Source organism: Streptomyces sp. CNB091 (genome assembly GCF_000377965.1).
The window spans coordinates 141,721-166,222 of record NZ_KB898990.1 but is presented as its reverse complement, the minus strand read 5'-3'; the positions used below and the strand labels follow the sequence as shown (position 1 = coordinate 166,222).

At 71.0% G+C, this 24,502-nt stretch carries 16 protein-coding genes; 11 read left to right on the top strand and 5 right to left on the bottom strand.

Features of this window, described 5'->3' with window-relative positions:
* Window positions 1-190: 190 nt before the first annotated feature.
* Complete coding sequence (locus tag D581_RS0100675) at window positions 191-1,444, bottom strand: cytochrome P450 (RefSeq protein WP_018955294.1); 1,254 nt, start codon at window positions 1,442-1,444, stop codon at window positions 191-193.
* Window positions 1,441-2,742: a cytochrome P450 gene (locus D581_RS0100670; RefSeq protein ID WP_026290051.1), complete on the bottom strand. Its 1,302-nt coding sequence runs from the start codon at window positions 2,740-2,742 to the stop codon at window positions 1,441-1,443. The genes D581_RS0100675 and D581_RS0100670 overlap by 4 nt, the downstream gene beginning before the upstream one ends.
* A gap of 300 nt (window positions 2,743-3,042) precedes the next feature.
* Between D581_RS0100670 and D581_RS0100665 the strand changes: the two genes are divergently transcribed.
* The 6 genes from D581_RS0100665 to D581_RS01000000136635 all read left to right on the top strand — a co-directional run bounded on the left by D581_RS0100665 (window position 3,043) and on the right by D581_RS01000000136635 (window position 10,378).
* Window positions 3,043-3,765, top strand: a complete 723-nt coding sequence (locus tag D581_RS0100665; RefSeq protein WP_018955292.1) for a response regulator — start codon at window positions 3,043-3,045, stop codon at window positions 3,763-3,765.
* A 1-nt stretch (window position 3,766) separates the two neighbouring features.
* Window positions 3,767-5,824: an ATP-binding protein gene (locus D581_RS0100660; RefSeq protein ID WP_018955291.1), complete on the top strand. Its 2,058-nt coding sequence runs from the start codon at window positions 3,767-3,769 to the stop codon at window positions 5,822-5,824.
* Between the two features lie 126 nt (window positions 5,825-5,950).
* The gene (locus D581_RS0100655; RefSeq protein WP_018955290.1) at window positions 5,951-6,427 is read left to right on the top strand and encodes a hypothetical protein; all 477 of its coding nucleotides are present in this window, start codon (window positions 5,951-5,953) and stop codon (window positions 6,425-6,427) included.
* 134 nt (window positions 6,428-6,561) lie between these two features.
* Window positions 6,562-7,224 (top strand): class F sortase, encoded by a 663-nt coding sequence (locus D581_RS1000000138895; RefSeq protein WP_018955289.1) that lies wholly within the window; start codon window positions 6,562-6,564, stop codon window positions 7,222-7,224.
* 169 nt (window positions 7,225-7,393) lie between these two features.
* Complete coding sequence (gene sph / locus D581_RS0100645) at window positions 7,394-8,371, top strand: sphingomyelin phosphodiesterase (protein WP_018955288.1); 978 nt, start codon at window positions 7,394-7,396, stop codon at window positions 8,369-8,371.
* A gap of 117 nt (window positions 8,372-8,488) precedes the next feature.
* Window positions 8,489-10,378: a hypothetical protein gene (locus tag D581_RS01000000136635; RefSeq protein ID WP_018955287.1), complete on the top strand. Its 1,890-nt coding sequence runs from the start codon at window positions 8,489-8,491 to the stop codon at window positions 10,376-10,378.
* Here D581_RS01000000136635 and D581_RS0100635 read toward each other — a convergent pair.
* Window positions 10,293-12,479, bottom strand: a complete 2,187-nt coding sequence (locus tag D581_RS0100635) for a tetratricopeptide repeat protein (RefSeq protein WP_018955286.1) — start codon at window positions 12,477-12,479, stop codon at window positions 10,293-10,295. The genes D581_RS01000000136635 and D581_RS0100635 overlap by 86 nt on opposite strands.
* Window positions 12,480-12,678: 199 nt before the next feature.
* On the opposite strand from D581_RS0100635, the gene D581_RS0100630 reads away from it, so the two are divergent.
* Window positions 12,679-13,512 (top strand): N-formylglutamate amidohydrolase, encoded by an 834-nt coding sequence (locus D581_RS0100630; RefSeq protein WP_018955285.1) that lies wholly within the window; start codon window positions 12,679-12,681, stop codon window positions 13,510-13,512.
* On the opposite strand, the gene D581_RS0100625 is transcribed toward D581_RS0100630, so the two are convergent.
* Together D581_RS0100625 and D581_RS01000000136630 are read right to left on the bottom strand one after the other, a co-directional pair.
* Window positions 13,472-14,092, bottom strand: a complete 621-nt coding sequence (locus D581_RS0100625) for an Rv1352/Rv1906c domain-containing protein (protein WP_063738184.1) — start codon at window positions 14,090-14,092, stop codon at window positions 13,472-13,474. The two genes, D581_RS0100630 and D581_RS0100625, sit on opposite strands and share 41 nt — an antisense overlap.
* A 130-nt stretch (window positions 14,093-14,222) precedes the next feature.
* On the bottom strand, window positions 14,223-15,449 hold the full coding sequence (locus D581_RS01000000136630; protein ID WP_018955283.1) for a DNA sulfur modification protein DndB: 1,227 nt from the start codon (window positions 15,447-15,449) through the stop codon (window positions 14,223-14,225).
* A 210-nt stretch (window positions 15,450-15,659) separates the two neighbouring features.
* Between D581_RS01000000136630 and D581_RS0100615 the strand changes: the two genes are divergently transcribed.
* The 4 genes from D581_RS0100615 (at window position 15,660) to D581_RS0100600 (ending at window position 24,469) form a co-directional block, all read left to right on the top strand.
* Window positions 15,660-17,873 (top strand): N-6 DNA methylase, encoded by a 2,214-nt coding sequence (locus tag D581_RS0100615; protein WP_199787757.1) that lies wholly within the window; start codon window positions 15,660-15,662, stop codon window positions 17,871-17,873.
* Window positions 17,874-17,961: 88 nt separating this feature from the next.
* Window positions 17,962-19,974, top strand: coding sequence for an HsdM family class I SAM-dependent methyltransferase (locus D581_RS0100610; RefSeq protein WP_018955281.1), 2,013 nt, complete (start codon window positions 17,962-17,964; stop codon window positions 19,972-19,974).
* Window positions 19,971-21,287 carry a restriction endonuclease subunit S gene (locus D581_RS1000000139090; protein WP_063738183.1) on the top strand — a complete coding sequence of 439 codons (1,317 nt, stop codon included), beginning with the start codon at window positions 19,971-19,973 and terminating at the stop codon, window positions 21,285-21,287. The genes D581_RS0100610 and D581_RS1000000139090 overlap by 4 nt, the downstream gene beginning before the upstream one ends.
* Window positions 21,288-21,289: 2 nt before the next feature.
* Window positions 21,290-24,469: a type I restriction enzyme subunit R domain-containing protein gene (locus D581_RS0100600; protein WP_018955279.1), complete on the top strand. Its 3,180-nt coding sequence runs from the start codon at window positions 21,290-21,292 to the stop codon at window positions 24,467-24,469.
* Window positions 24,470-24,502: the final 33 nt, after the last annotated feature.

Below are 24,502 nucleotides of genomic sequence, written 5' to 3'. Positions count from 1 at the left end.
AGTCGGTCCAACTCACATGGCTGCACGCGAAGTTACCACGATCGAATCTTCGGTAACCAGGATCTTCACGCGCCCCTTCGGCCCCGTCCGGGGCGCCGCCCCGGCCCCTGGAGATTGCGGCGGGAGCGCCAGGAAGACCGGTCCGGACGGCATACGGCCTCTCCCGTCCCGCTCCTGGCCGGCTTCGCCGTCAGCCCAGGAGGACCGGGAAGGCGGTCATGTCGTTCTGCGTCATCACCGGAAGCTTGGTGATCTCCTCGTCCGGGACGGCGAGGCGGAGTCCGGGGAAACGCGTGAACAGAGCGGGCAGCGCGATACCCGCCTCGACGCGCGACAGGGCCGCGCCGGGGCAGATGTGCGGGCCGTGGCCGAAGGTCATGTGGCGGTTCCGGGTGGGCCGGGTGATGTCGAAGGCGTCGGCGTCGGGGCCGTGTTGCTCGATGTCGCGTCCGATCGCCCGGTAGGAGACGACGACTCCCTCGCCCTTGCGGATCACCTCGTCGCCGGCGGTGATGTCCTCGGTGGCGAACCGCATCAGCAGGTGGGTCGTGGGGGTGTCCCAGCGCAGCGTCTCCTCGATCACCGCGTCCCAGTCGGCCTCCCCGGCGAGCACCTTGCGCAGCTGGTCGGGGTGGGAGAGGAGGGCGCGTACGGCGTTGAGGACGAGTCCGATGGTGGTCTCGTGCCCGGCGGCGACCATGGCCTTGAGGTTGCCCACCACCTCCTCCTCGGTGAGCGGCTCGCCGCCCTCCTCGGCCAGGATCAGCGCGCTGGTGAGGTCGTCCGTGGGCCGGGCGGTCTTCTCCCGTACGAGGTCGGTGTAGAAGACGTCCAACTCGGCCAGCAGCGCGAGGCGTTCGTCCTGCGGGGTGAGCATGGAGAAGAACGCCTTGTACTGCCTGGTCAGCATGGCGTGCTGGGACTCGTCCACGCCCATGAGCATGCCCACCACCCGCATCGGCAGCGGCTGGGCGAAGACCGCCTTCAGGTCGACGACCCCGTCGTCCCCCCGCGCGGCGTCGAGGGCGTCCAGCAGCTCCTGGGTGAACGTCTCGATCTCCGGGCGGATCGCCTCCAGGCGGCGGGGGGTGAGCGCCTGCGAGGTCTTGGTGCGCAGCCGTCGGTGTTCGGCTCCGTCGACGGTGAACATGGAGCGCCCGGCGTCGATCATGCCGATCAGCGGCCACGCGTGGGTCACCGCGCCGCTCTGCCAGAGGCCCCAGGCGTCGATGTCCTTCACCAGCCGCGGGTCGAGGAGGAGTCGGCGTGCCTCGGCGTGCCGGGTGACCGTCCAGGCCGGTACGCCGAGCAGGTCGATCCGGGCGAGGGCCCCGGCCTCGCGCAGCCGGGCGGTCTCGCCGTCCAGGTCCTGGACCAGGGGGTCGATGACGACGGTCCCGGCGCCCCGGTCGGCCGGCGCGGCGGCAGTGTGCGGGCAGTTCACAACGCGTCTCCTGTCGTGCGTACGGGAGTGAAGCGGACGGGCAGGGCGGTCGTCCCGCGCAGGAACGCGGACGGCCGGCGGACCAGTTCGGTGGCGGGGACGGCCAGTTCGAGGTCGGGCAACCGGTCCAGCAGCACCTCGATGCCGGTACGGGCGATGATCTCGGCGATCTCCTGGGCGGGGAAGGGGCAGCGGTACTCGCCGTGGCTGAAGGCCAGGTGCGCGCTGTTGCCGCCCTGCCCGGAGCGGACGGCGGAGGCGGTGACCTGCTGCCGGATGTGCGGGTCAGCGTTGGCCGCGCCGAGGCCGAGGAGCAGCATGTCGCCGCGGGCGATGTTCCGTCCGCCGAGCCGGGCGTCGCGCGCGGCCCAGCGGCCGGCCAGGATCTGGGTGGGGCCGTCCTCCCACAGCACTTCGTTCATGGCCTCCGCGACACTGTGCCGGCCGCCGGACAGGGCGTCGGCGAACTGGTCCTCGGTAAGCATCAGCCGGGTGGAGTTGCTGATCCAGTCGGCGGTGGTCAGGTGGCCTGCGGCCGTGATGGCCATCAGGTCGAGCGCGTACTCCTCGTCCGTGAACGGTTCGGGGTGGGCGAGCATCCGGGACGTCACGTCGTCACCGGGCCGGGCCCGCTTCGCCGCGACCAGGCGCCGCATGTGCTCACCGAAGCTCAGGTGCGCCTTCTGCGCGCCGGGGCCGCCGTCGGCGAGGTCCTTGAGCACCCGCGCGATGTCGGCGCCCTCGTCGTCGGGGAAGCCGACGAGCCGGGCGAGCACGAGGACGGGCAGCGGTTCCGCGAACTCGGCGACGAGGTCGGCGGTGCCCCGGGTGCAGACGGCGTCGATGAGGCGGTCGGCCAACTGCTCGCAGTGCTGCCGGATCTCGAAGGGGTCGGTCCCTTCGAGAGCCGGTACGACCATGTCGACGTGCCGGCGGTGCTCGGCTCCGGCGGTGAAGTAGATGGACGGCATGGGGGTGCCCACCATGGGCAGCAGCGGCCAGTCGGCGGGGACGTGTCCCCACTGGTTCCACAGGGAGACGTCCCGGGGGAACAGCTCCCCGTCGCTGGTGACCTGGTGGAGTTCCCGGTAGCCGATCACCAGCCAGGCGGGAAAGCCGCCGGGCAGCTCGACGGGGACGACGGGGCCGTGGTCGCGCCGCATGGACCGGTAGAGCTCCTGCGGCTCGGTGGGGAAGCCGGGCCCGCCGAGCGCGACGGCGCCGCTACCGGCGCCCACGGGGCAGCCTCCTCCGGCGCCGGCCGTGGACGCGGGCGTGGCGGACGAGGGGTTCGTCATCGTACGGACTCCAGGGGCGGCGGCTTCGCGCGTTGCGACCATACGATCAACGCGGCACCACTATAAGGAGGTTGCGTGAACCACCGGAGCTGTTCACGCCCATATTCGCCCTACCTCCGAACGATTCGACCTCATGTTCCGCCCGTTTTCCCATGACATCTGCACACCTTTGATCACAAGGTCGGCATCACCGCGGAGGCCCCGCCGGGCGCCGGCTGCCGTCGGACCCGGTCGGGACGCGGGCCCCGTGGTGACCGCCCCGGGCTCGCACCGCGTTCCCGCCGCTCTACGATCGGGGGCGTGTGCGCTGACGTCATAGTTGCCGAGGACGACGAGAAGCAGGCCGAGCTCGTACGCCGCTATCTGGAACGGGAAGGACACGCCGTACGGATCGTGGGCGACGGCCTCGCCGCGCTCGACGCCGTCCGGCACCAGGAACCCGACCTGCTCGTTCTCGATGTGATGATGCCCCGGGCCGACGGCCTGGACGTGGTGCGAGTGCTGCGGTCCGAGAACCGCGAGCTGCCGGTGCTGATGCTGACCGCCCGCTCGACCGAGGACGACCTCCTGCTCGGTCTCGACCTCGGCGCCGACGACTACATGACCAAGCCCTACAGTCCGCGCGAGCTGATGGCCCGCGTCCGTACCCTGTTGCGGCGCACCCGGCGTACCGCCGCCCCGGAGCCGGTGGCCGAGGACCCGGTTCTGCGGGTCGGCGCCCTCGTGGTCGACCCGGCGCGGCACGAGGTGTCCGTGGGCGGCGGGCCGGTGGAGTGCACCCCGGGCGAGTTCCGGATCCTGGCGGCCCTGGCGGCGGGACCGGACCGGGTGTTCAGCCGTCAGCGGCTGCTGGAGGAGCTCCACGGGTTCGACCGCTACATCAGCGCCCGGACCGTCGACGTGCACGTCATGAACCTGCGCAAGAAGATCGAGCGGGCCCCGCGGCGGCCGGAGCGCCTGCTCACCGTGTTCGGCGTCGGCTACAAGCTCACCGATCCGGCGAAGGCGGTCCGGCGTGCGTAGGGTGCGCGACGGGGACGACGGTGCGGTCGTGCGCGGGACGGGCGGGGACGGCGAGAGCGCCGGCCGACCCGGGCGGCGCGGCGGCAGGCGGGAGATGGCGGGCCGGACGCGGCTGCCGCTGCGCCGGAGCCTGCTGGGGCGGCTGCTCGCCGTTTCCGCGCTGGTGGCCGCGTGTTCGGTGGCGGCCACCGCCTGGATCGTTGTGCAGACCACCTCGGGTGCGATCAAGCAGGAGCAGGGGCAGAACCTCACCGCGGACGCCCGGATCTACGACACCCTGCTGGAGTACGCCGCCCGCCATCCGACCTGGGACGGGGTCGGTGCGACGGTGCGCGAACTGGCCCGGGAGTCGGGCCGCCGGGTCGCCCTGACCACGCAGGGCAGGCAGCCGCTCGCCGACTCGGCCACCGCGGCGACCGCCCCTGCGCTCGGGCCGCAGGCGTCCGCCGTGGTCGACCCGTTGTCCGTGGACACCGTTCTGGCGGCGCGCGGGACCGACGGGCAGGGCACGGCGGCCGACCGCATCGACCCCCGGGCGGTGGGGCCGTTCCGGCTGTCGGCGGCGGACGGCAAGGCGTTGCGGCGGCTTGCCGACAGCAAGGTGGAGTGCCTGAACCGGGCGGGCATCGCCTCGGACGTGGTGGTCGGCCCGAGCGGCCGCCCCCGGGTGCAGATCGTGGGCAACGACCCCGAACGCGCGCTGGGCACGCGTTGTGATCTCGCCGCTCTGGACACACCCACGCCTTCGGAACGCAAAGCGCTCGACGCGCTCACCGAACTGGCCGACGCCTGTCTGAAGCGCCAGGGCCGCGAGGGCGTACGGCTGAACAGCGACCTGTCCTGGGGCGATCCGGCGCGGGTGTCCCTGGCGCCCGAATCCGGTCCGCGGCCGGACGAACCCGGGCCGCTGGTGCCGGAGCCGGCGCCTGTGCCGACGCCGCGCGACGCCCCCGCGGAGGAGGCCGAGCCGTCCGTCGTGACGCCGGAACGCACCGGGGAGAACGACCGGGCCATCGCGTCCTGTGTGGGCACGGCCCGGAGCGAACAGCTCAGCTCGTACGTGGCCTCCCCCGCCCTCCTCTTCATCGGCGACGAGGGCGGCGCGACGCTGCCCGGGTTCGACCTGTCCCCCGCGAACACGGCCAGGATCGCCGGGGCCGCGGCGCTCGTGCTGACCCTCACCGTGGGCGCGTCGGTGTTCGCCGGAGCCCGGCTGGTGCGCCCGCTGCACGCCCTGACCGGCGCCGCGCAGCGTATGCGCGACGGGGAGCGGCCGGAGTCGGTGCCCGTCTCGGGGGACGACGAGGTCGGCCGGCTCGCCGCGGCGTTCAACGACATGTCCGCGCACCGGGCGCGGCTGGAGGAGCAGCGCAAGGCCATGGTGAGCGACGTCGCCCATGAGCTGCGCACCCCGCTGAGCAACATCCGGGGCTGGCTGGAGGCCGCCCAGGACGGGCTCGCCGACCCGGACCCGGCGTTCGTCTCCTCGCTGCTGGAGGAGGCCGTGCTGCTCCAGCACATCATCGACGACCTCCAGGACCTGGCCGCCGCCGACGCCGGCGTGCTGCGGCTGCATCCCGAACCCGTAGGGGCCCGGGAGCTGCTGAGCCAGGCCGCCGCCGCCCACCAGGCGCGGGCGGAGAACGCGGGCGTCACCCTCGCCGTCACGGGCGCCGCCCCGGGGCCCGCCCTGCGCGCCGATCCGGTCAGGCTCCGGCAGGTGGTGGGCAACCTGGTGTCCAACGCCGTACGGCACACTCCGGAGGGCGGCCGGGTGACGCTGCGCGCGTACGTCTCCGACGACGGTGACGGGGCGGTGCTGGTCGAAGTGGCGGACACCGGTTCCGGCATCCCGTCCGAGGACCTTCCCCATGTCTTCGACCGGTTCTGGCGCGCGGAGAAGTCCCGCAGCCGCCGTACGGGCGGCAGCGGCCTGGGCCTCGCCATCGTCCGCAAACTGGTCGAGGCGCACGGTGGCACGGTGGAGGCGACGAGCGTCGAGGGCAAGGGGTCGACGTTCGTCCTCCGGCTGCCCGGGACCACGCCGTCCGGCCCCTGATGGGATGACCACAGCGCTCTGACAGCTTCTTCATATCTCCACGCCAGCCTGGCGGCATGCCCCGTCCCCGGTGCGAACCGTCATCCGGGGCCGTCACGGGGCCGACTATGGAATGGAGCCATCCGTATGACCGCTTTCACCTCTCGTCGTACCCTGCGTGCCGCCGTACTGGCCGCCGTCGCGGCCGGCGCGGTGCTGGTCCCGTCCGCCGCCGCCTTCGCCGACTCCTCCCCGAAGCCGTCGGAGCCCGCCGTCGTCGACCTGTCCGAGAGCAAGCCCCCCGTGGTCGACCTGTCCGAGAGCAAGCCCCCCGTGGTCGACCTCTCCGAGCGCAAGGCCGCCGATGACGCCGCGAAGGAAGCCGCCCGGCCGGCGGTGACGCCGCGCGGCGGCGTCGCGGCGGGCGAGGACCCCGCGCCCGCACCGAAGGAGGCCGCCCCGGTGGTCACCCCGCGCGGCGGTGTCGCCGCGGGGGAGCGCCCCGCCGGAAGCGGTGACAACAGCACCGCGGTGCTGGCCGGTTCGGTGGCCGGGACCGCGCTGCTCGCCGGCGTGGGCACGATCGTGCTGCGCCGCCGCTCGGCGGCCGGCCTCAACGGCTGACCCGCACCGCTCACCACAACTGACCGTGGCGCCGCCCCCACACCGGGGCGGCGCCACGCTCGCGCACCGGCCCGCACCGCCCCGTCCCGCCGCCCGTCCCGCCGCCCTGTCCCGCCCCGATCCCGGAGTTCTCTGTGCCGTCCCGTACGCCCCACCGCTTCCGGCGGACCGCCGCCCTGCTGACCGCCGTCGTGGCCTGCGTCGCACTGGCGGGGTGCTCGTCCGCCGAGCCCTCCTCCTCGTCCTCCTCCGCCGCAGCGGGAGCGCCCTCCGCCTCGGCCTCTGCCGCACCGGGCGAGGCGGCATCCGGATCGAGCGGATCGACCGAACCGTCCAGGACGGGCGAGCCGGATCAGCCGGCTCCCGCCCACGTCTCCATCCCCTCGATCGGCATACAGAGCACCCTCATGGAGCTGGGACTCAACCCGGACGGCACGGTCGAGGTCCCGCCCGCGGAGAAGGGCATGACGGCGGGCTGGTACAGCGGCGGTTCCGTGCCCGGCACACCGGGGCCCGCCGTTCTGATCGGCCACAACGACACCCGCTTCGGCCGTGCCGTCTTCCACGACCTCAAGAACATCCGCGACGGGGCCGAGGTCCTGGTCCGCGACGGGGCGGGGAAGACCCTGCGCTACACGGTCACCGGAAAGGAAGCGGTCAGCAAGAAGGCGTTCCCCACCGACAAGGTCTACGGCCCGACGAAGGACAGCACGCTGCGGCTCATCACCTGCGACGGCGAGTTCGACGCGGACGGTCATACGGTCGACAACCTCATCGTGTACGGCGCTCTCGCCTGAAACGGTCTGCCGCCACGGGAATCCCGCGAGCGACAGCCCACACGTGGCGTTGACGCGACGGATGGCAGCCGGCCGGACAGACTCGGGCCACCCGATGTCTACCCGTGGGTAACTCCCGCTGCTTGGATGGGGTCGACCGGTACGCCCCCACTCGACCACAGGAGCCCCCGTGCCGAACCCCGCGTTCCGCCTGACCGGCGTGGCCTTGTCCGCCACCCTCGCCGCCGTCACCCTCGCCGTGAACGCGCCACAGGCGGCGGCTGCCGAGACCCCGTCGCTGCGGGTGCTCTCGTACAACGCGTTCCTCTTCAGCAAGACCCTGTACCCCAACTGGGGCCAGGACCACCGGGCGGCCGAGATCCCGAAGACCTCGTTCTTCCGGGGCAATGACGTGGTGGTGATCCAGGAGGCCTTCGACAACGGGGCCTCCGACGCGCTGCTGCGGAACTCCGCGTCCCCGTACCCGTACCAGACCCCGGTGGTCGGCCGGAGCAAGAGCGGCTGGGACGCGACGGGCGGCTCGTACGCGGCGACGACGCCGGAGGACGGCGGCGTCACGATCCTGAGCAAGTGGCCGATCGTGCGCAAGGAGCAGTTCGTCTTCAAGGACGCCTGCGGCGGCGACTGGTTCTCGAACAAGGGCTTCGCCTACACCGTGCTGAACGTCGACGGCACCCGGGTCCACGTCGTCGGCACGCATGCCCAGTCGACCGACCCCGGCTGCTCGGCGGGCCAGGCGGCGCAGACGCGCAGCCGGCAGTTCCAGCAGATGGACGCGTTCCTGGACGCGAAGAACATCCCGGCCTCGGAACAGGTCGTCGTGGCGGGCGACTTCAACGTCGACGGGCACTCGGCCGAGTACGCCTCGTTCCTCTCCGACGCGGGCCTGAGCGCACCGGAGACCCGGACGGGCCACCCGTACTCCTTCGACACCCGCGACAACTCCATAGCCTCCGAGCGCTACCCCGACGACCCGCGCGAGGACCTGGACCACGTCCTGCACCGCACGGGCCACGCCAAGCCGGCAGGCTGGAAGAACGACGTGATCAAGGAGGAGAGCGCCCCATGGACGGTGTCCAGCTGGGGCAAGGACTACACGTACACGAACCTCTCCGACCACTACCCGGTGATCGGCTCCGGCCGGTAACCGCACCCTGACCTCGCCGTCCCCCTCCGCTCGCCGCGGGAGGGGGACGGCGCGTCGCCCGGATCCCGTCGATATATCGTGGCCAGCGCTTGTGTCCGGGAGCGCGAGAGGGCCGGTATGGACGAGGAGCGGGACCAGTGGATACGGGTGCCGGTCGGGGACGACGCGGCCCGCTGGGCCACGCGGGTGCGCTGCCGTCGCGTACTGCTCGTCGTGCACAACGTCACCTCGGCGACCCGGCTGCTCGACGTCCTGCCGCTGTTCCACGACGATCTCGGGGTGCAGCTCCTCGCCACCTGCACGGGGTCCTCGGTCTTCCGGTCGGGCGTCGCGGAACTGCTCGCGGACACGGGGGTGCCCGTACTGCCGTGGGAGCAGGCCCTCGCGACACCGGTGGACCTTGCGATCTCGGCCAGCTTCGGCGGCGAACTCGGCGCCATTCAGGGTCCGTTGCTCATACTTTCGCACGGTATCGGCTATACTAAAAGACTGGCGGCACCGAGCACCGACGGGGAGGCGGCTCCGCCTCAGGGTTCGCCTCCCCCGGTCTTCGGGCTCGCGCCGGACTGGCTCCTCGCGGACGGTGTCCCTCTCGCCGACGCACTCGTCCTCTCCCACCCCGAGCAGTTCGACCGACTGGCCGCCGCCTGCCCTGAAGCGCTGCCCACCGCCGTGCTCGGGGGCGACCCCTGCTTCGACCGGATGCTGGCGGCACGTCCCTACCGCGACCGGTTCCGCAGGGCGCTCGGCGTGGGGCGCGGGCAGCGGCTCGTACTGCTCAACTCCACCTGGGGCCCCCGGTCGCTGCTGGGCGACGGCGAAGGGGAAGGAGCCGCCGGCGAGGGCGGGGGCGGTGACGACACGCTGCCCGCGCTGCTTCCGCGGCTCGCGTCGGAGCTTCCCGCCGACGAGTACCGCATCGCCGCCGTCCTCCATCCCAACATCTGGCACGGTCACGGCCCCGGCCAGATCAGGGCCTGGCTGGACCGGGCCAGGCGCGCCGGCCTGGCGCTGATCGACCCGCTGGAGGACTGGCGTCAGGCGCTGCTCGCGGCCGACGTCGTCATCGGGGACCACGGTTCCGTCACCTATTACGGCGCGGCGCTCGGCACCCCCGTACTCCTCGGAGCGGCGCCCCTGGGCAGCCTCGATCCCGACGCGCCCATCGCCGACTTCATCCGGACCGCGCCCGGACTCGACGCGCGGGCTCCCCTGCGCGGTCAACTGGACGCGCTGATCGAAAGCCACATCCCGCAGCCGGGTCCGATGCGCTTCACCTCCTCCGTGCCCGGCGAGGCGGCGGTACGGCTGAGGCGGGCCTTCTACGGACTGATGGGCGCCCCCGAACCGCCGGGCCCCGCCCTGCTCCTGCCGCTGCCGCTGCCGGACCCGGAACCCGCCCTTCGTACGGCTCCCCTGTACGTGCTGACGCGCTGCCTCGCGGGGCCGGAGGTCGTCGTGACCCGGTACGCCGATCCCGCCCGGGAGCCCGACGGGGCGGGGGACGCCCATCTGGCCGTCCATGAGGACACCCGCGATCCGGGGCAACTCGGCCTGGCCGACGTCGTCTTCCGGGACGGAGCTCCGGACGACCCGCGGTTCGGCCCGCCCGGCCGATGGGCCGCCGAGGTACTGGACCGGCACGAACACTGCGCACTGGCGGCCTACGTCACCGGACCCTCGTCCTGCGTCGTCCGGACCCGTGGCGGCGCCCTGCTCCGGCTGACCGGAGGGCCGGAAGCCGACGCGGACCCGGCGGTGTACGCGTCGGCGGTGCACGCCTGGCTCGCGGCGGGCAGGACCCTGACCGTCCTGGTCGCGGGCGGACTGACCGTCCGTACGGGCAGCACAGCCCACCACGTGGTGGTCACGGCCGAGGCGGACGGGCCGGCGGCGGGCGGAACGCGGCTGCGCCCCTCGCCTACTCCTGCGGGCCGGAGCAGCGCTCACGCAGGCGACGCAGATACTCCACGTGCTGACCGGCGTTCTCCTCGGACAGGATTCTGATCGCCTCGTCGGTCAACGGCAGCGCCGCTGTGGGCTCCTCACCGGCGAGCAGAATCTCGGCGAGGTCCGTGAGAGCCCGTGCGGTGTTGTACGCGTCGCCGTTCGCCCGGAAGACGGCCAGGGCACGCCGCACGTGCTCCTGGGCCTCGTCCAGCCGCCCTAGGCCCCGCAGGGCCCGGCCCCTGTGGCGTTCCAGCAGAGCCCGCGCCCGGGGCACGTCCGCCGCACCCTCGTCGTCGGGCCCGATGCCGTCGAGGACGGCGTAGGCCTCGCCGAAGCAGTCGTACGCGTCGGCGAAGCGCCACTGCCGCAGTCGCAGCAGCCCCAGGATCTCGATGGCGGAGGCCAGACCTCGGGTGTGCCCCGCCGCGCGCTCGTCGCGTGCGGCCGCCGCCGCTTCCGCACCGGCCTCGTCTCCGAGCTGCAACTCACCCAATGTGTGGGCGAGTTGCACGTGAAGGGCGCCTGCGGTCCGGCTGCCGGGGACCTGCGCGTCGGCGACGGCCGCCCCGATCCGGAGAGCCGGCAGCACCGCCTCGTGGTGGCCCGCTTTGAGCTGGAGCGGCCACAGGGCGCGGCAGAGCGTCAGCACCGTGTCCGGCTGTCCGAACTCCTCGGCCGTCGCGACGGCTTCGACGAGGTTGGGCAGCTCGGCGGCGAGACGCGCCACGGCGTCACCGCGCCCGGCGTAGACGCCGCCCGGTCCGCCCGTCAGGGCGTCCGGCACCCGCCAGCTCTCCGGGAGTGCGGCCCGCGCCGCCGTCACCGACAGCCTCAGGTAGTGCTCGACCGCGCGGGTCGTGGCCGCCGAGCAGCCTGCGATGCCCTCGTGACGGAACGCCGCTTCCTCCGCGTGGGCGCGTACGGACGGCCGGTAGCGGTAGCGCCCGTTGTCCGCGTGCTCCAGCAGCAGTACGTCGGCCAGCCCGCCGAGCAGTTCCTCGGCGGCGTCGACGTCGATGCCCGCGACCCGCGCCGCGGCCTCCGCGTCGAAGGCGGGCCACTGCCGCAGCCCCATCAGGCGGTACAGCCGGGCGGCGTCCGGCCGCAACAGCCGGTAGGCGTCCTCCGCGGCCGTGCGCACCGGGTCGCTGTCGCTCATGGTGAGGCCTCCCGTCGGTTCGTCCGTCGGTTCGTCCGTCGGTTCGCCATGGGGCAGCGGTGGCGGCGGGGCCACGGTGAGCTGCCCGGGATCGAGGAGCCGGGGCGCTGCGGCGCGCAGGGCGTACGGCGATCCGCCGCACCGTGCCAGAACGGCGGGGAGAGCCGCACGGGCGGAGCGCATGACCTGCTTGCCCACGATCTTGGTGAGCAGGCGCGCCGCGTCCCGGTCGCTGAGGGGCCCCACGGGCACCGGAAACGCGTCCAGACCGGAGAGCGGTCGCCGGGCCACGACCAGGGTGAGGACGGAGGGAGCGGAGGTGAGCAGCGGTGCGATCTGCGCGGCGGACCGGGCGTGGTCGAGGACCAGGAGCAGTCTGCGGTCCGCGACGACTCGGTGGAAGGCGTCGATGCGCTCCGCCTCCGAGGGCGGGATCCGCTCGTCGCGCAGCCCGAGCCGGAGCAGCAGTTCCCGCAGGGCGCTGCCGGCGGTGCGGGCACTGCCCGTGCCCCGGCGGCCGAGGTCCACGTAGAGCTGCCCGTCCGGGAACAGGCTTTCCGCCCGCCAGCCCCAGTGCACGGCGAGGGCGCTGGTGCCCATGGAGTCGTCCCCGTACAGAAGGGCGACCCGGGGGCGTCCGTCCGCCTTGCGGCCCGCCTCGCGGTCGAGCAGCCTCATCGCTCCCTTCCGGTCCGTGAAGAAGCGTACGGAGGAGGGCAATCGGGGCCGCCCGACCGTTGTTCCCGTGGTCTGTACCGTGCGGGCGAAGGCGCTCCAGGTGCGGGCCAGTTCGGGGTCGCTCCGCACGCTGTCGTGGACGATCCGCGCCACGGCGTCCCGTTCCTCGGGCCGGGTCGGCGCGGCGACCTCGCGTCCGGCCATCCGCCGCACCAACCCGCCCGCGGTCTCCCAGGCCCACTTGCCGGCCTCGCTCGCCACGCCCGAACCGACGGCGCCGAGGACCGCCGTGATGGCGGCCATCGATATGGGATCCAGCATGCGGTGCGCCCCCTGCTTCCCGCCGGTTCGCCCGGTGCACCCCTCCCGGGCACCGCCACGACCGATCGCGAGGATAAACGGTAGCGGCTGGCGGGGCGCGCTGACGGCCTGCCAGAAGAACGGGGAGCCCCCGATGTCTTCCGGGGGCGGTCCGGGATGCTGGTGCGGGAACGAACGAAACACCTCGAAGGAGTCACCCGTGAGTGATCCGCAGCCGTTCACGCTCGTCCCGGGAGCTGCCGACTCGCCGGTCCTCCTGCACGTCCCGCACGGGTCCCGCCGCATCCCGCGAGAAGTACGCGAAGGGATCACGTTGGACGATGCCGCCCTGGAGCGCGAGCTCGACCACATCACCGACGCCCACACCGCCGAACTGGCGGCCGCGGCGACGGTGATCGCCCCGGCCGCCGCGTGGCGCTTCGTCAACAACCTGTCCCGGCTGGTCGTCGACCCGGAACGCTTCCCGGACGAGCGGGAGGAGATGCTCGCCGTCGGCATGGGCGCCGTCTACACCCGCACCACCCACCGCGAACGGCTCCGCCCGCAGGAGGCGGACCCCGATCCCTTGCTGGAGGCGTACTTCCAGCCGTACGCCGCCGCGATGACGGCGGCGGTCGAGTCGCGCCTCGCGGCTGCGGGCCGCGCGGTGATCATCGACGTCCACTCGTACCCGACCGTGCCCCTCCCCTACGAACTCCACGGCGCCGGCCCCCGTCCGCCCGTCTGCCTGGGCACCGACCCGTTCCACACTCCGCCGGAGCTTCTCGCGGCGGCGGAGGCGGCGTTCGGGAGCCGGGTCGGCCACGACGGTCTCGGACACGACACCCCGTTCGCGGGTACGTACGTCCCTCTCCGGCACTACGGAACGGACCGCCGGGTCACCGCGCTGATGATCGAGATCCGCCGCGACACGTACATGAGCGAGCCGGGCGGCCCGGCGGGGCCGGGGCTCGACATGCTGGCGGGGGCGCTGGCGGAGCTGGTGGGGGCGCTCAGCCGGCCTTCTTCCAGTCCTGGCAACCGGTGGACTTGAAGATCTCCCCCTTGTTGACGGTGACCCGCCCGCTGCCTTCCAGGTTGCCGTTGGCGATGATGGCGTCGAACTCCCCGCTGGAGTTCCTCGCCCGCTCCCAGTAGCACCCGAAGGACTCACCGGGGCCGCTCGTCCTGTAGGTCCCGGCGCGCATCTCCTTTCCCACCAGGTATTCGCCGTCCCCGTCCACGGTGGTGGGCGGCCCCTTGGGCTTCGGCGGCTTCGGCGGCGCGGCGGTGACGGTGGCCGTCTTCGTGACGGTGACCTCCGGGCCGGGCACCTCCACCTCCTTGGTCACGGTCTTGGTCACGGTGATCCTCGGAGTGGGACCGGCGTCCGAGGCCTCGGCCCGGGCCTCGTCGTCCGAGATGCCGATGCCGACGCCGAGGAACAGGGCGACGGCGCCGACGGCTCCATGGGTCACCCATGCCTTGCCTCGCGACGGCTTCCGCGGGGCGGAGGGATCGGGCAGAGCCCCTTGCGGAGGCGCTCCCCAGGGCGTGGTGGGCCGGCCGTGCTGATCGGGGTGCCCACCGAGCGGTCCCTGGGGCGCGTGCTGGTCGGGCTGGTGCGAGTTCATGGGTGTGCTCCAGGTCGTGGTGATGCGACAACAGGGGGAAGGCCGCTGGGACGCGTCGTCCACCGACACGCGGGCCCAGTGTCTGGCGGGGCGACGACGATCCGTGCGACCGGCAGACGGGGGTGGACGGTCACCGGCCGCGGATCCGGCGCCCGGTCTCCGTGGCCGGGTAGAGGATCGCGTCGGCGACGCGCCCACCGGAGTCCTTGACCCCACCGCTGAAGTTGAGCCGCCCGGAGGCGCCCGCCTTCGCCGCCACCCCGTCCCAGTAGCGGGCGTCCCGCTCCCACCGGATGTCCGACAGCAGCCGGTTCAACTGATCGGCGCCGAGCGCGTTCGACGGCTCGGCCCAGGGCGTGGTGTGGTGCACCGCGATGCCCAGCCCGGCGAGCACGGCCGGGGCTGTGAGGGCGCTCCGCGCGAGGAAATGGGCGCTGTGGCCGGAGATCAGACCCGCGAGCAGTGGCAGGACGCACGCTTCCACCTGCTGGGCGTCCGACCCGGTGGGCAGCTCGTCCTCGTGCACGGTCTCCGCCGAGCGGGAGAGACCGCCACGCCCGTAGATCGACGTGATCACGAGGGCCCGGAGCGCGGAGAGGGTGATCACCTCGGGGTCGGTCTTTCCCACCTGGCGCTTGCTCGCGTTGACCAGCTTGGCGAACGACACGATCCTGTCGTCGATCTCGACCTTGACGGCGTCGGCGACACGGTGGGCGAGGCGCGTGGCGAAGTCGCGCTGGTCCATCGACATGGCCAGGTTCTTGGCCACCACGACGCCCTGCACGTTCCGGTCGTAGAAGATCTGCCGGGCATCGGCCACGGACAGGTCCACGTACAGCTCGAAGGGGATGCGCACGGCGGCGAGTTCGGCGTACGTGAGGCCGAAGCGCTCCGGGTCGTCGTACAGCTCGTGCCAGGCGGTGGTCTGCGTCTCGCCGTCGATGGCGACGATCGAGGTGCCGGGCGTGATGGTCAGGGTCCGCAGGCCGGTGCCGGCCACCAGTTCGTCGCTGAGGGCGGCGAGCGGTCCCGCGTGCCAGAACGTGATGGGCGGGGTGGACCAGCCGGCGCCCAGCTCTCCCTTGACGCCGTCGGCGATGTACTCGGCGTACGAACCGACGTTCTTCCCCTTCTGCGTGGACTTCAGCGCCCGCTGGACCAGCGACCGCAGTTCGGCGTGGCGGCGCACGGCCCCGGACGCGGCCTTCAGGGTCTTCACGTCCTCCTCGCGGCGGGGCGACGGAACGAGCTGGACGAGCGTCGGTACGGACATGGTGCCGATCACCGCGTCCGCCCGGAACGGCATGACGGTGAGCTGGGTCCCCTCGATGACCGTGGTCGGCATGGTGATGCGCATGGCGATTCCCCCCTGGGATGGATGCCCCCACTGCGGAAGCATCTCAACCTAAGCACTCACCTGAAAGCACTGTCAAACAGCTTGACGCGTTTACTGGCTGATGTAGATTGTGAGCTGTTCAGCAGCAACGGCCACTGACCGCGGGAGTCGCCGACAGGTCGTTCACCGTCGTTCGCTTCGTTCGCAACCGAGAGGTCCGGGTCTTCCGCCATGCCCCAGCCATCCGCACAGGTGACGGCAGCCGAGATCTCCCGCATCGCGGGAGTCACGCGCGCCACCGTCAGCAACTGGCGCCGTCGGCACGACGACTTCCCGGCGCCGACGGGAGGCAACGAGAGCAGCCCGCTGTACGACCTGCCGTCGGTACGGGCCTGGCTGGCCGCGCGCGGCCACGCGGCGGCGACCAACGCCCTGGAGGAGTTGCGCACCACCTTGCGCCTGCATCCCCGGGGCAGCGTCGCGGTGGCGAGGCTGCTTCCGCTCGTACTCGCCGCGGCTCACCGCGCTCCGGATGAGCTGACCGCGCTGGCCGAACTGCCGGACGCCGCCCTCGTCGCCCACGCGGACGGCTCGGCCGCCCGGCTCGCCGACAGCGTCCCCGGCCCGGAAGCTGTCCGCTTCTCACCGGAGGACACGGCGGTGCTGCGGGCGCTAGCCCTGTGCGTGCGGGACGAGGGCGGCGAGGCGGCCCTGGGCGTCCTTGCGGAGCGCGAGCTGGAGGACACGGCCGCGAGTGGCACGTACGTGACCCCGGTGCAGCTCGCGGATCTCGTGGCCCGGCTGGTTCCCGGCCGACCCGTCCGCGTGCTCGACCCCGCCTGCGGTAGCGGCTCCCTGCTCGCGGCGGCGTCCCGGCGGGGCGCGAGCGAGCTGTACGGCCAGGACAGCGTCCCCGTGCAGGCCCGGCGCAGCGCGGTCGCCCTGATGCTGGCGGCTCCGCAGGCGGCGGTCACCGTACGCATCGGGGACAGCCTCCGCGCCGACGCCTTCGAGCGGCTCACCGCGGACGCGGTCGTGTGCAACCCGCCCTACGGGGACCGGGACTGGGGTCACGACGAGCTGGCCTACGACCCGCGCTGGGCCTACGGTGTGCCGCCGCGCGCCGAGTCGGAGCTGGCCTGGGCCCAGCACGCGCTCGCGCACCTGGAGCCGGGCGGCCACGCGGTCATGATCCTCCCTCCGGCCACGGCGTCCCGGGCGTCGGGCCGACGCGTACGGATGGACCTCGTACGCAGCGGAGCCGTACGGGCCGTCGTGGCCCTGCCGCCCGGCACGGCGGCCCCCTTCCACGTGGGCCTCCAGGTCTGGGTGCTGCAACGTCCCGAACCGGCGGGCCCCGAGCGCAAATCGGTGCTGTTCGTCGACACGACGGAGGCAGCGGCGGCGGGCCACCCCGGCGACGACCGCTCTTCCGGCGTGGCGGGCACGGGCAGACGTGGCGGCGGCCCCAACTCGGGCTCCTCCCGGGCCGGCCGCCCCACGTTGGACTGGTCTGTGCTGTCGGAGACCGCGCTGACCCATTGGGAGGCGTTCACCGAGGCTCCGGACGATTTCGTCGACGAGCCGGGCACAGCGCGCGTCGTCCCGGTGGTCGACCTGCTCGACGATGTCGTCGACCTCTCCCCCGCCCGGCACGTGCTGGTCGCCCGGACCGACGTAGAACCGGCGGAGCTGGCGCGGGAAGCGGACGAGGCCCGACGCCGCCTCATCGCCGGGACGGAATCCCTGGGCGAGGCGGCGCGCTCGGCCGACTGGCGAGCCGCGCCCGGCCGGTCGCCCCGCGAGTGGCGTACGGCCACGGCGGCGGACCTGGCCAGGGGGGGCGCGCTCACCCTGCTCCGCAGCGCGCCGGAGACGCGGGAGCCCGATCCCTCCGTCCCGGCGCTTGCCGTGCTCACGGGCATGGACATCGCCCGGGGCACGGGGCCGACCGGCGACCCGACGGGCCTGCGTACGGAGTCGACGCCGGTGGTCGCGGTGGGCGACGTGGTCGTACGCGCGGTCGCGGGCGGCGGCGGGGCGATGGCCCGCGTGGCGGACGAGGCGGACGAAGGCGCGTTGCTCGGCCCCCAGGTCCATCTGTTCCGGCCCGATCCGTCACGGCTCGACGCCTGGTTCCTCGCCGGTTTCCTGGGTGCGGAGGAGAACATCGCCGCGGCGTCGACCGGCAGCACGATCGTGCACGTCAGCCCGGGCCGGCTGCGCGTACCGCTCCTGCCGCTGGAGGAACAGCGCCGCTACGGCGAGGCCTTCCGCCGCGTGAACGAGCTACGGGCGGAGGCACGGCACGCCACGGAGCTGGCCGAGCGAACGGCGGGGCTGCTGGCGGGCGGGCTGACGGGGGGCGGGCTGGTACCGCCACCGGGGGCGGGGGGCGCGTCGGCCGTCGGTGCGCCTGGCTCCACATCCGGCACTTCGGCCTGAATCGGCACCACGAACGTCACGTACCGACCACACTTGTACGCACCCGTCCCGGTGAGGGCGGGGGTCCGAAAGGAATCCGGGGAACCCCTTGAACAGCAGCAAGCACACGGAGCTGGCGAACCACGCCTGGTCCGTCGCCGACCTCCTGCGCGGCGACTACAAGCAGTCCGACTACGGAAAGGTCATTCTTCCGTTCACGGTGCTGCGCCGCCTGGAATGCCTACTGGAGCCGACGAGGCAGAAGGTCGCCGAGACGGCGGCCCTGTACGAGAGCCAGGAGATCGACGGAGACTACTTCCTGCGGAAGGCGTCGGGTCACTCGTTCTACAACAAGAGCGCGCTGACGCTGAAGATGATCGCCGCCGACCCGCAGAACGCGGCGAAGAACCTTCAGGTGTACGTCGGTTCGTTCTCGGAGAACGCGACCGAGGTCCTGGACAAGTACGAGTTCGCCCAGCAGATCAAGAAGCTGGACAGCACGAACCTGCTCTACCAGGTGATCGGCAAGTTCACGGACCTGGACCTGCACCCCGAGGCCGTGTCCAACCACAACATGGGCTACATCTTCGAGGAGCTGATCCGCCGCTTCGCGGAGCAGTCCAACGAGACCGCGGGTGAGCACTTCACCCCGCGCGAGGTCATCCGCCTGATGGTCAACCTGCTGATCGCCCCGGACGGCGACGCCCTGAGCCTGCCCGGCGTGGTGCGCACGGTCATGGACCCGGCGTGCGGGACGGGCGGCATGCTGAGCGCGGCCGAGGAACACATCAAGGCGCTGAACCCGGACGCCACGGTGGAGGTGTACGGGCAGGAGCTCAACCCGGAGTCGTGGGCGATCTGCCGGTCCGACCTGATGATCAAGGGGCAGGACCCGGAGAACATCGCGTTCGGCAACTCGTTCTCGGACGACGGCCACCAGCGCGAGAAGTTCGACTACCTGCTGGCGAACCCGCCGTTCGGGGTGGAGTGGAAGAAGGTCAAGGAGGACGTCGAGTACGAGCACACGAACCTCGGCGACTCCGGCCGCTTCGGCGCGGGCCTCCCGCGCATCAACGACGGCTCGCTGCTCTTCCTCCAGCACATGATCTCAAAGATGAAGCCGGTGGACGCGAGGGGCGGGGGCGGCTCGCGCATCGCGATCGTCTTCAACGGCTCCCCGCTCTTCACGGGCGCGGCCGGCTCGGGTGAGTCGGAGATCCGCCGCTGGATCCTGGAGAACGACTGGCTGGAGGCGATCGTCGCCCTCCCGGACCAGCTCTTCTACAACACCGGCATCTCCACGTACTTCTGGATCCTGACGAACCGGAAGGACTCCCAGCACAAAGGCAAGGTGGTGCTGCTCGACGCGCGCGACCAGTGGGTGAAGATGCGGAAGTCGCTGGGCGACAAGCGCAAGGAGCTGGGCGACGGGTCGAGCGGCAGGCCGAACCACATCGGCGACATCACGCGGTTGTACGGGGACGCGGTGGCGGCTGCGGCGAACACGGAGCACCCGCTGCACGGCAAGGTGAAGGTCTTCGACAACACGGCGTTCGGCTATCAGCGGATCACCGTGGAGAGGCCGTTGAAGCTGCGGTTCGAGCTGACGGAGGAGACACTGGCGGCGGTCGAAGCGTCGAAGGTGGTTCAGAAGCTGCCGAACGCGTCGGCGCTGGTGGATGCCTTCAGGGCGATGGAGGGCCCCCGGTCCTGGGGGACAAAGTCCGAGGCGTGGGTTGCGCTGAAGGACGCGGCGGTTGCGGCCGGCACGACGTGGCCGACCGGGGCTCCGTTCAGCAAGGCGTTGCGGGAGGCGGTGGGGGTACGGGACCCGGGGGGCGAGCTCCAGATGGTGAAGGGGCAGCCGGAGCCGGACAGCGAACTGCGGGACTACGAGAACGTGCCGTTGGGCGAGGACGTGGAGGAGTACCTGAAGCGGGAGGTGCACCCGCAGGTGCCTGACGCGTGGATCGACCACACGAAGACGAAGGTGGGATACGAGATCCCGTTCACGCGACACTTTTATGTGTACGAGCCGCCGCGGCCGTTGGCGGAGATCGACGCAGAGCTGAAGACGCTTGAGGATGAAATTCAGACGCTGCTGGGCGAGGTGACGGGATGACCCAAAATCTGGAGCATCTGCGAGCGGGATGGAGCGCGACTCGGCTGGACCGTGTAGCGACCGTGAACGCCCGCATCGGATGGAAGGCGCTCACCGCATCAGAATACCAGCCTGACGGATACGCCTTTCTATCCACGCCGAACATCAAAGGCCCGGAGATCGAGTTTGAAAACGTCAATTTCATCTCAGATTTCCGATATCGAGAATCGCCCGAATTGCAGCTCAGGGAAGGCGATGTCCTGCTGACTAAGGACGGGTTCACCCTCGGAACCGTTAATGTAGTCCGACACCTCCCTCGCCCCGCCACAGTGAACGGATCGATCGCTGTTCTACGCCCGTTCGGTATCGACCCACGCTTCCTTATGTACACCCTATCCGGCAGCGCAGCCAGACATCACATGTGGTCGGTCAAGAATGGCATGGATGTCCTTCACCTATTTCAACGGGATATCAAGAAGATCCCGATCTTGCTACCGCCAGTCGAGGAACAACACCGCATCGCCGACTTTCTCGACAGCGAGACCGCACGCCTCGACCGTATCGGGTCAGCACGGTCCTCTCAGCGCAGACTGCTCAGTTTGCTCCTGGAGCAGACTATCGAGCGCGCCACGGGAGGTGACCCTGCAACCCTCAAGAAGCTCGGAGTACCAACCGATACCGCAGATTGGGCAACCGGCAAGGTGAGTCGCCTCTGCGAAGTCATCCCGGGTTACGCCTTCCCTAGCAAAGAATTTTCACCGGCAGCCAGAACCCGCCTCCTCCGCGGGGTGAATGTCTCTGTAAGTAAAACATCATGGGCGGACTCTGTCTGGTGGGACGAAGACGCGATGCCAACACCCAGGAGATTCCATCTTCGCACTGGCGACTTGGTTGTCGGAATGGACCGCCCATGGATCTCCAGCGGCATGCGGATTACGTTCATCAGCGAAAAAGATCTTCCAGCCTTGCTGCTTCAACGCGTTGCCTGCATTAGACCAAAGTCGACAAACATCGCAATGGAATATATCTACTGGACCTTGCGTTCATCTTCATTCCGAAAAACCGTGGAAGGAGAGCTCACAGGCGTCTCGGTACCGCACCTCAGTGGCGACCAAATTGGCAGCTTCCCCTTCACTCTTCCGCCGGTTTCCACTCAAATGGCAATCTCGGATCAGCTCGCGATGCGCGCAACCCGCACCCGCGAGCTGCAGTCCGCCATGGACCGTCAGGCCAATTTGCTCACCGAACGCCGCCAAGCCCTCATCACCGCCGCCGTGACCGGTCAGTTCGACGTCTCCACTGCTAGCGGCCGCAACGTAACGGACGGAGTGTAGGTATGCCCCCCATCCACCACGAGTCCGCCTTCGGCGAGGCCATAGTCGCCGCCATGTCCGAGCGCGGCTGGCGCGAGGCGCGGCCCGAGGACTACCGGGCCGACCTCGGCCTGGACACCAACGAGCTGTTCACGTTCATCGGCGAGACGCAGATCGACGAGTGGAACGACCTCCTCGCCGTCTACGGCAACAACGTCAACGAGGCCCAGCGCGGCTTCGCCCAGCGTCTCGACCGGGCCATCAGCGACGACGGCCTGCTCACCGTCCTCCGTAACGGCGTCAAGGACCGGGGCGTCCGCCTCCGCGTGGCCTACTTCAAGCCGAATCTCGTCGCCGCCGACTCCGTCCTCGACGGCTACCGGGCCAACCGCCTCACCGTCGTACGCGAACTCGTCTACGCCACCAAGCAGGCCGACTGGGGGAACAAGCTCGACCTGACCCTGTTCCTCAACGGCATCCCGCTCGCCACCGCCGAGCTGAAGAACCCGCTCACCCGGCAGGGTGTCGAGGACGCCAAGGAGCAGTACCGCACCGACCGCGACCCCACCGAGCTGATCTTCACCCGCCGGGTCATCGCCAACTTCGCGGTCGACCCGGACCTCGTCTTCGTCGCCACCCAGCTCCGGGGCAAGAACACCCGCTTCCTGCCGTTCAACACCGGTTCCAACGGCGCCGGCCAGCCCGGCGGAGCCGGAAACCCGGACCCGACCGCGTACGGCACGTACGCCACCTCCTACCTGTGGGAACAGGTCTGGGCGCGGGACAACTGGCTCGACCTGATCCAGCGGTTCGTGCACCAGCAGAAGAGCAAGACGCCCGGTGGGGGCACCACAAAGACGACGATCTTCCCGCGCTTCCACCAGTGGGACGTGGTCAAGCGGCTGACGGCCCACGCCGCCACCCATGGCGTCGGGCGAAACTACCTCGTCATGGCCTCGGCCGGTTCCGGGAAGTCCAACACCATTGGCTGGCTCGCCCACCGCCTGAGCGACCTGCACGCCGACACCGACCCGCGCACCCTCGACACCGAGGCACTGGCGGCCGGACGAGTCAAGCCGGGGGCTCCGGTCTTCGACAAGGTCATCGTGATCACCGACCGCCGCAACCTGGACGCCCAGCTCCGCGAAACCGTCGGCAGCTTCTCGCAGACCGAGGGCCTGGTCGTCAAGGTCGACGAGAAGCACGGGGCCAAGAGCGAGCAGCTCGCCCGCGCCCTCTCCCGCGACACCGGCAAGATCGTCACGGTCACCCTGCACTCGTTCCCCGCGCTGCTGGACTACATCAAGCGCAACCCGACCGAGCTGACCGGCACCAGCTTCGCGATCATCGTGGACGAGGCGCACTCCTCCCAGTCGGGCGACGCCGCCACCGCCGTACGGGCAGCGCTCCGGGACCTCGGCCTGGACTCCGACTCGGAGGACCAGGGCACGACCGCCGTCACGGTCGACGAAAAGCTCAAGAAGAAGGCCATCGAGCGCTCGCGGGCCGCGAACCTCTCCTACTTCGCGTTCACCGCCACCCCGAAGGCCAAGACGCTCGAACTCTTCGGCACGGAACACACCGTGGACGGCAAGGCGGTCTACCGGCCCTTCCACACGTACTCCATGCGCCAGGCCATCGAGGAAGGCTTCATCCTCGACCCGCTGCGGAACTACGTCACGTACAACACGTACTGGAAGCTGGTGAACCAGAACCCGGACGAGCGTGAGGTCGACCCCGCGAAGGCGAACGGCCTGCTCGCCCGGTACGCGCTCACTCACGAGCACACCGTCTCCCAGCACGCCCAGGTGATCGTCGAGCACTTCCTCGCCCACTCCCGCGGCCGGCTCGGCGGGCGGGCCAAGTCCATGGTGGTCACGGCTTCACGGGACTCGGCCGCGCAGATGGCCCGGGCCATCAAGAGCTACATCAAGGACCGCGACTACGACACCAAGTACCCGGACCTGGGCGTGCTCGTCGCGTTCTCAGGCTCGCTCACCATCGACGGCGAGGAGACGACCGAGCCGAAGGAGAACGGCGGGATCTCGGAGAGCGCCCTCCCCAAGGCGTTCGCGTACACCCGTGCCGACGACAAGGCGGTGAACGCGGGCGGACGGGGCCAGCAGGAGTACAAGATCCTGGTGGTCGCGGAGAAGTACCAGACCGGCTTCGACCAGCCGCTGCTGACGACGATGTACGTCAACAAGAAGCTGACCGGCATCTCCGCCGTGCAGACCCTCTCCCGCCTGAATCGCACCGCCGAGCGCAAGGCCCAAGCCGACCTCGCGGTGCTCGACTTCGCCAACGAGGCCGAGGACATCCAGGACGCTTTCCGCCCGTACTTCGAGGAGGCGATGACCCTCCCCTCCGACCCGAACCTGCTCTACACCGCGCAGAGCCGGGTCATGTCGGCGCCGATCATCTCGGAACCGGAGATGGACGAGTTCGCCGCCGCGTACTTCGAGGCGAAGGAGAAGGCGGCCGGATCACAGGCCAAGTGGGAGAAGCTGCACGCCGAGTTGTACCGGCTCCTCTCCCCCGCCGTCGCCCGCTTCACCCCGCTCCTGGAGAGCGAGGAGGAGGACGACGTGGAGACGGCGGAGGACTTCCGCGCCGATCTCAACGACTACGTACGCAAGTACGGCTTCCTCGCCCAGATCGTGCCCTACCGCGACGCCGAGCTGGAACGTCTGCACCTGTACGGGCGCTACCTCCTCAACCGGCTCCCCCGCCGGGCCGACGGTGGCGTCGACATCGGTGAGATCGACCTCAGCCACCTGCGGGTCGAGAAGACCGGCGAGCACGACGTCTCCCTCGCGCCTGAAGGCGCCGCCGAGTTGAAGGGCTTCGGGGACGGTACGGGTGGGGCCGCGGAGGCTGAGACGTCGCTGCTGTCCGAGCTGATCGACAAGTTCAACGCCAAGTTCGGGACGGACTTCACCGAGGAGGACGTGCGGAAGCCGTTCAACGAGGCGATGGCCGAGGGCAAGGTGCGGGCCGCCGCCGTCGTCAACGACGAGAACAACTTCGGCAAGGTCTTCGACAAGGTCTTCGCCGACAAGATGGCCGACCACATCGAGTCGACCGCCGGCATGGGACGTCAGTACTTCGGCCCCGACAAGAGCTTCCGGTCCAACCTGGACCGCAGCGCCCGTCGGGCGGCCTGGCGGATGATCCGCCGCGACGAGGGCGTGGACGAGTAGTCGCCCTTACGTGGGAGGGCCCCGCCGCGCGCC

Coding starts and splice junctions, on each gene's coding strand:
- D581_RS0100600 (WP_018955279.1), top strand. CDS start 21,290: ATGCCCCCCATCCACCACGAGTCCGCCTTCGGCGAGGCCATAGTCGCC.
- D581_RS0100655 (WP_018955290.1), top strand. CDS start 5,951: ATGACCGCTTTCACCTCTCGTCGTACCCTGCGTGCCGCCGTACTGGCC.
- D581_RS1000000139090 (WP_063738183.1), top strand. CDS start 19,971: ATGACCCAAAATCTGGAGCATCTGCGAGCGGGATGGAGCGCGACTCGG.
- D581_RS01000000136630 (WP_018955283.1), bottom strand. CDS start 15,449: ATGCGCATCACCATGCCGACCACGGTCATCGAGGGGACCCAGCTCACC.
- D581_RS0100615 (WP_199787757.1), top strand. CDS start 15,660: ATGCCCCAGCCATCCGCACAGGTGACGGCAGCCGAGATCTCCCGCATC.
- D581_RS0100670 (WP_026290051.1), bottom strand. CDS start 2,742: ATGACGAACCCCTCGTCCGCCACGCCCGCGTCCACGGCCGGCGCCGGA.
- D581_RS01000000136635 (WP_018955287.1), top strand. CDS start 8,489: ATGGACGAGGAGCGGGACCAGTGGATACGGGTGCCGGTCGGGGACGAC.
- D581_RS0100635 (WP_018955286.1), bottom strand. CDS start 12,479: ATGCTGGATCCCATATCGATGGCCGCCATCACGGCGGTCCTCGGCGCC.
- D581_RS0100625 (WP_063738184.1), bottom strand. CDS start 14,092: ATGAACTCGCACCAGCCCGACCAGCACGCGCCCCAGGGACCGCTCGGT.